Source organism: Brevundimonas sp. (assembly GCF_032107865.1).
Classification (GTDB): domain Bacteria; phylum Pseudomonadota; class Alphaproteobacteria; order Caulobacterales; family Caulobacteraceae; genus Brevundimonas.
Map to the genome: position 1 here is coordinate 3,473 of NZ_DAMCNG010000131.1, position 4,342 is coordinate 7,814.

The 4,342-nt window shown below is 68.3% G+C and carries 6 protein-coding genes and 1 pseudogene; all 7 read right to left on the bottom strand.

Annotated elements, in window-relative coordinates; genetic code table 11:
• Positions 1-577, bottom strand: a pseudogene (locus tag RT567_RS11195) (methionyl-tRNA formyltransferase); the annotation flags it as partial.
• Between the two features lie 27 nt (positions 578-604).
• Positions 605-820, bottom strand: coding sequence for a hypothetical protein (locus tag RT567_RS11200; protein WP_125900438.1), 216 nt, complete (start codon positions 818-820; stop codon positions 605-607).
• Positions 820-1,392 (bottom strand): peptide deformylase, encoded by a 573-nt coding sequence (gene def / locus RT567_RS11205; protein ID WP_313576444.1) that lies wholly within the window; start codon positions 1,390-1,392, stop codon positions 820-822. Before def ends, RT567_RS11200 begins: the two co-directional genes overlap by 1 nt.
• A 72-nt stretch (positions 1,393-1,464) precedes the next feature.
• The gene (locus RT567_RS11210; protein WP_313576445.1) at positions 1,465-1,872 is read right to left on the bottom strand and encodes an acyl-CoA thioesterase; all 408 of its coding nucleotides are present in this window, start codon (positions 1,870-1,872) and stop codon (positions 1,465-1,467) included.
• 80 nt (positions 1,873-1,952) lie between these two features.
• The gene (locus RT567_RS11215; RefSeq protein ID WP_313576446.1) at positions 1,953-2,570 is read right to left on the bottom strand and encodes an exosortase H-associated membrane protein; all 618 of its coding nucleotides are present in this window, start codon (positions 2,568-2,570) and stop codon (positions 1,953-1,955) included.
• Complete coding sequence (xrtH, locus tag RT567_RS11220; RefSeq protein ID WP_313576447.1) at positions 2,567-3,100, bottom strand: exosortase H; 534 nt, start codon at positions 3,098-3,100, stop codon at positions 2,567-2,569. The genes RT567_RS11215 and xrtH overlap by 4 nt, the downstream gene beginning before the upstream one ends.
• A 138-nt stretch (positions 3,101-3,238) precedes the next feature.
• The coding region (locus RT567_RS11225) for a PLP-dependent aminotransferase family protein (RefSeq protein ID WP_313576448.1) at positions 3,239-4,342 on the bottom strand (1,104 nt) is incomplete at its 5' end.

Sequence of the window (4,342 nt, forward strand, 5' to 3'; positions counted from 1 at the left end):
GTTCCGTCTCGGTGAAGGCGCCGCGTTCGATGGCCGCCAGGGCGCGCGGCCACAGGGCGGCGCCGACGTGGGCCATGCGGTCGCCTAGCGAGGCGGCCGTGTCGTCGGCATGAATGTCCATCAGTTCCGACAGGATGATGGCGCCTTCGTCCAGCCCCTCGCTCATCCGCATGATCTGGGCGCCGGTCTGGCGGTCTCCGGCCATGATGGCGCGCTGGATCGGGGCGGCCCCGCGCCAGCGCGGCAGCAGCGACCCGTGCAGGTTGAAGCAGCCCAGCCGCGGGGCCTCCAGAACTTCGGGCTTCAGGATCTGGCCGTAGGCCACGACGCAGGCAGCGTCGAGGTCCAGGCTTTTGAAGGTGTCGATGGCCTCCTGCGCCTTCATGCTTTCGGGCGTGAAGACCGACAGGCCCATGGCCTCGGCGAAGGCGTGAACCGGCGACGGCGTCAGCTTCTGGCCCCGGCCCTTGGGGCGCGGCGGTTGCGAATAGACGGCGACGATCTCGTGCCCCGAGGCGATCAGCTCGGCCAGCGACGGCACGGCGAAGTCGGGGGTTCCCATGAAGGCTAGGCGCATGGGCAGGCCTTTAGACCGTGAGGCCGATTACATCCAGCGGGTATAGACGCCGCCGCCTTCGTCCCATTCGCCGCCAGCGTCGAGCGCGTCGTCGAAATCGAGCAGGCGGTCGATGACCACGCCCGCCACCACGCCGACGGCGGCGACGGCCAGCAGGGTTGCGATGCTGGCGACGCCGACTTTCTCGTTGCGGGTCAGGCGGCGGCGGCCGCGTTGATCAATGATGCGGGTCTTGCGAGCCATCAGGCGGCCATCCTCGCGTGTTTCTTGACCTTGGAGACCGCCCGGTCGCGACGCAGGCGCGACAGGTGGTCGATGAACAGGACGCCGTTCAGGTGATCCAGCTCGTGCTGGAAGCAGACGGCGTACAGGCCCTCGATCTCTTCCTCGATCGTCTCGCCCTGATAGTTCATGTAGCGGACGCGCACGCGCGCCGGACGCTCGACCGCATCGTAATAGGTCGGGATCGACAGGCAGCCTTCCTCATAGGAGAACATCTCCTCGGACGACCACAGGATTTCCGGGTTGGCGAAGAAGCGCGGGTTGCGGCGCTCCAGCGCCTCTTCCTCGGTTTCGGGCTCGTCAGCAGCGCCTTCGACCGGCTTGTCGCCCAGGTCCATGACGACCACGCGGGTCAGCTCGCCGATCTGCGGCGCGGCCAGACCGATGCCCGGCGCGTCGTACATCGTCTCCAGCATGTCATCCATGAGGGCGCGCACGGCGTCGGTGACGCCGCCCTCGACGGGCGCGGCGACGGTCTTCAGGATCGCCAGGTCGGCGGCGTTATCGATAGTCAGGATGCGACGAATGGCCATGCGGGGGAGGTAGGGCGGCCGCCCCCGAACGTCAAGAATTTCCGACCGTGGCGCTCGGACTTCTGAATGCTGTCAGGCGGGCGGCACTTCGCGCGGCTTGCGGTCCTGATCGATGGCCACATAGGTGAAGACGCCCTCGGTCACGCGGACCGACTGGGCCTCGGCCTGGCCGCGCGCGCGTTTCCAGGCCTCGACATGAACGCGGATCGACGTGCGGCCCGTGCGGATGATCTTGGCGTAGATGGAGACTTCGTCGCCGACCGACACCGGCTGGTGGAAGACCATGCCGTCCAGGGCCACGGTGGCGCAGCGGCCGCCCGCGCGCTCGAACGCCGGGGTCGCTCCGGCCAGGTCCATCTGCGCCAGCAGCCAGCCGCCGAAGATGTCGCCCTCGGGGTTGGTGTCGGCGGGCATGGCGATGACGCGGCCGACGGGCTGGCCCTCAGGCAGGGTGGCGGCGGTTTTGTCGACGTCGGACACGGATGACCTCTCGAGGGGGCTTTATCGAGGTCGGTTCATGCGCTTGTGCGTGAGCAGGCGCAAGTCGTCCTCGTGGGGCGTCACTCCGGGAGGATCGTCGGCGCCAGGGCCTTGCGTCCTCTAGGATTCAACAGCGCCCACAGCAGGATCGCCGACAGCAGGGGCAGAACCGACATGGCGATGTAGCGGCCCAGCAGGGCGACCTGGGCGGCGGCGGGATGCAGGGGAGCAGCGGCCAACTGGACGGCGGTCTGACTCCGAACCGTGGCGAGGGTTGGGTTCAGCATCGGCGCCAACTCGCCCCAGACATAGGCGATGAAGGACAGGATGAAGATGAGCGCGAGGATCGCCAGGCCGCGAAGGATCGCACGGACCGACCTGTCCGGGCGCGGAGGCGCGACCATGAAAGCCAGGAAAAGAGGGACGGCCAGCAGCAGCCGCCGTACGGTCTCCTTGGCGACCGGATAGACTAGGTTCCCGTCGCCGTTCGCCAGCGCCAGATCGGTCTGCACCAGCCAGTTTCCATCCACGACCGACAGGCCCGGCAGACCGAACAGGGGCATGACCAGGCGGGCGAGCGGCGCCAGAAGGCTTGCGGCGGCGTCCGCCCCCCAAAGCCACCACGGCGGCAGGCTGACGATCAGGACGGCGAGGCACCACAGGGCGAAGCGGCGATGGTCTGGGCTGACGAAGATCACGCCGCAGCCTCGGCCGCCGGGCGTTGGAGACGCGCCCAGGCGAAGAAGATGACCAGGGCTTCAAGGCCGATCATGGCGTCCCAGACATAGAGGTGGAAGAAGTCGAACAGCGGCTGCGATCCTCGCGCCAGATAGAGCAGGCTGATGATCCTGAGCAGGTTCACCAGTTGCAGGGCGCCTATGGCGAGCGCCGCGCCGATCAGGGAGCGCTTCATCGAGGTCGGATAGGCCAGGATGGCCGCCGCCAGCAGGGCGCAGACCTCGACCGCATTGCATCCGGCCAGAACCTGAACGGCGCCGACGCCGTCGCTGAACTGCAGGATGTCGCCGATGGCCTGAACCCGTGAATCGAAGGGCGCCAGCAGCCAGGCGGTCACGTTGACGAGGCTTTGGGTGAACGGCTGGACGAATCCTTCGTCCGCCCAGGGCGTCGCCAGAACCCAGAAGAAGGCTAGGGCGATCAAGCCGAACAATCCCAGAAACTGGACGGCTGGGCTGCGGAGCACGGCGCCGAGTTTAGCTGCGGACATGGCGTCGGCCGGCTTCAGGCGTCATGCGATGCGCCAATCGCAGTCGTTTCATAGGCGTCCCCCCGTGTCTTGAGCGTTCTCTATGACGGGCGTGATGATTTGCACATCCTTGTCATCCGACCGAATGGTCGCAGAACGTCAGCGGGGTTGCGCCGCCTTCAGTCGATCGACGGCGCGGACCAGTTCGGTCTCGTCCAGACTGGCGAAGCCGATGCGGAAGGCATTGGCGTGGGGGCCGGGCTGGAATTGAAGCTGGCCGCCGTGGGTCAGGATCAGGCCGGATCGCTCGGCTTCCGCGGCCCAGGCGGCGGCGTCGATGTCCGGGTCCACACGCAACCACAGGGCCAGTCCGCCCGCCGGTTTGTCGAAGGCGACGGCTTCGCCCAGCCGGGCGGTGATCTCGGCGCACAGCAGGTCGCGGCGCTTTTCATAGATCTTGCGCGCCTTGCGGGCGTGGCGGCCCAATTCGCCGTCGTCGATCAGCCGCGCCAGCGCCCGTTCCAGCGGCAGATCGCCCTGGCGGTCGATGGCCTCGCGCCGCGCCGTCATGGCCTGGATCAGGTCCGGCGCGCCCGTCGCATAGCCGATGCGGACCACGGGCGAGAGCAGCTTGGACACCGACCCGATATGGATGACGCGATCCTGATCGCGCCCTTGGCTCAGGGCGCGGGCGGCCAGCGGCAGGACCGGGCGGCCCTCGAAGCGGTATTCGTGGTCATAGTCGTCTTCGATCAGAATCAGGCCGTGGCGACGCGCCAGTTCCAGCAGGCGCAGGCGCCGCCCGGCGCCCAGCGTCACCGTGGTCGGAAACTGATGATGGGGCGTGACATAGACGGCGCGGATGGTCGGGTCGCGGGCGAGCAACGCCTCCAGACGTTCGACGTCCAACCCGTGAGCATCGACCGGGGCGCCGACCACCCTGGCCCCGGCTGCGCGAAACGCCTTCCAGGCCAGGGGGTAGCCGGGATCCTCGACCGCGATGGCGTCGCCGGGATTCAGGACGGCGGCGGCCAGAAACAGGGCCATCTGGCTGCCGCGCGTGATCAGGATGTCGTCGGCGCCGACCGTCAGGCCGCGCTCGGCCGACAGATAGCGGGCCAGCGCCGTCCGCAGCGACGGCGCCCCGCGCGGATCGCCGTATCCGGGCAGCGACTTGAGTTCGGCGCCGGTCAGCGATCGGCGGAAGGCCCGCGCCAGCTCCAGTCCCGGCATCAGGCGCGCATCGGGGGCCCCGTCCGAGAA

Coding starts and splice junctions, on each gene's coding strand:
- def (WP_313576444.1), bottom strand. CDS start 1,392: ATGGCCATTCGTCGCATCCTGACTATCGATAACGCCGCCGACCTGGCG.
- xrtH (WP_313576447.1), bottom strand. CDS start 3,100: ATGTCCGCAGCTAAACTCGGCGCCGTGCTCCGCAGCCCAGCCGTCCAG.
- RT567_RS11200 (WP_125900438.1), bottom strand. CDS start 820: ATGGCTCGCAAGACCCGCATCATTGATCAACGCGGCCGCCGCCGCCTG.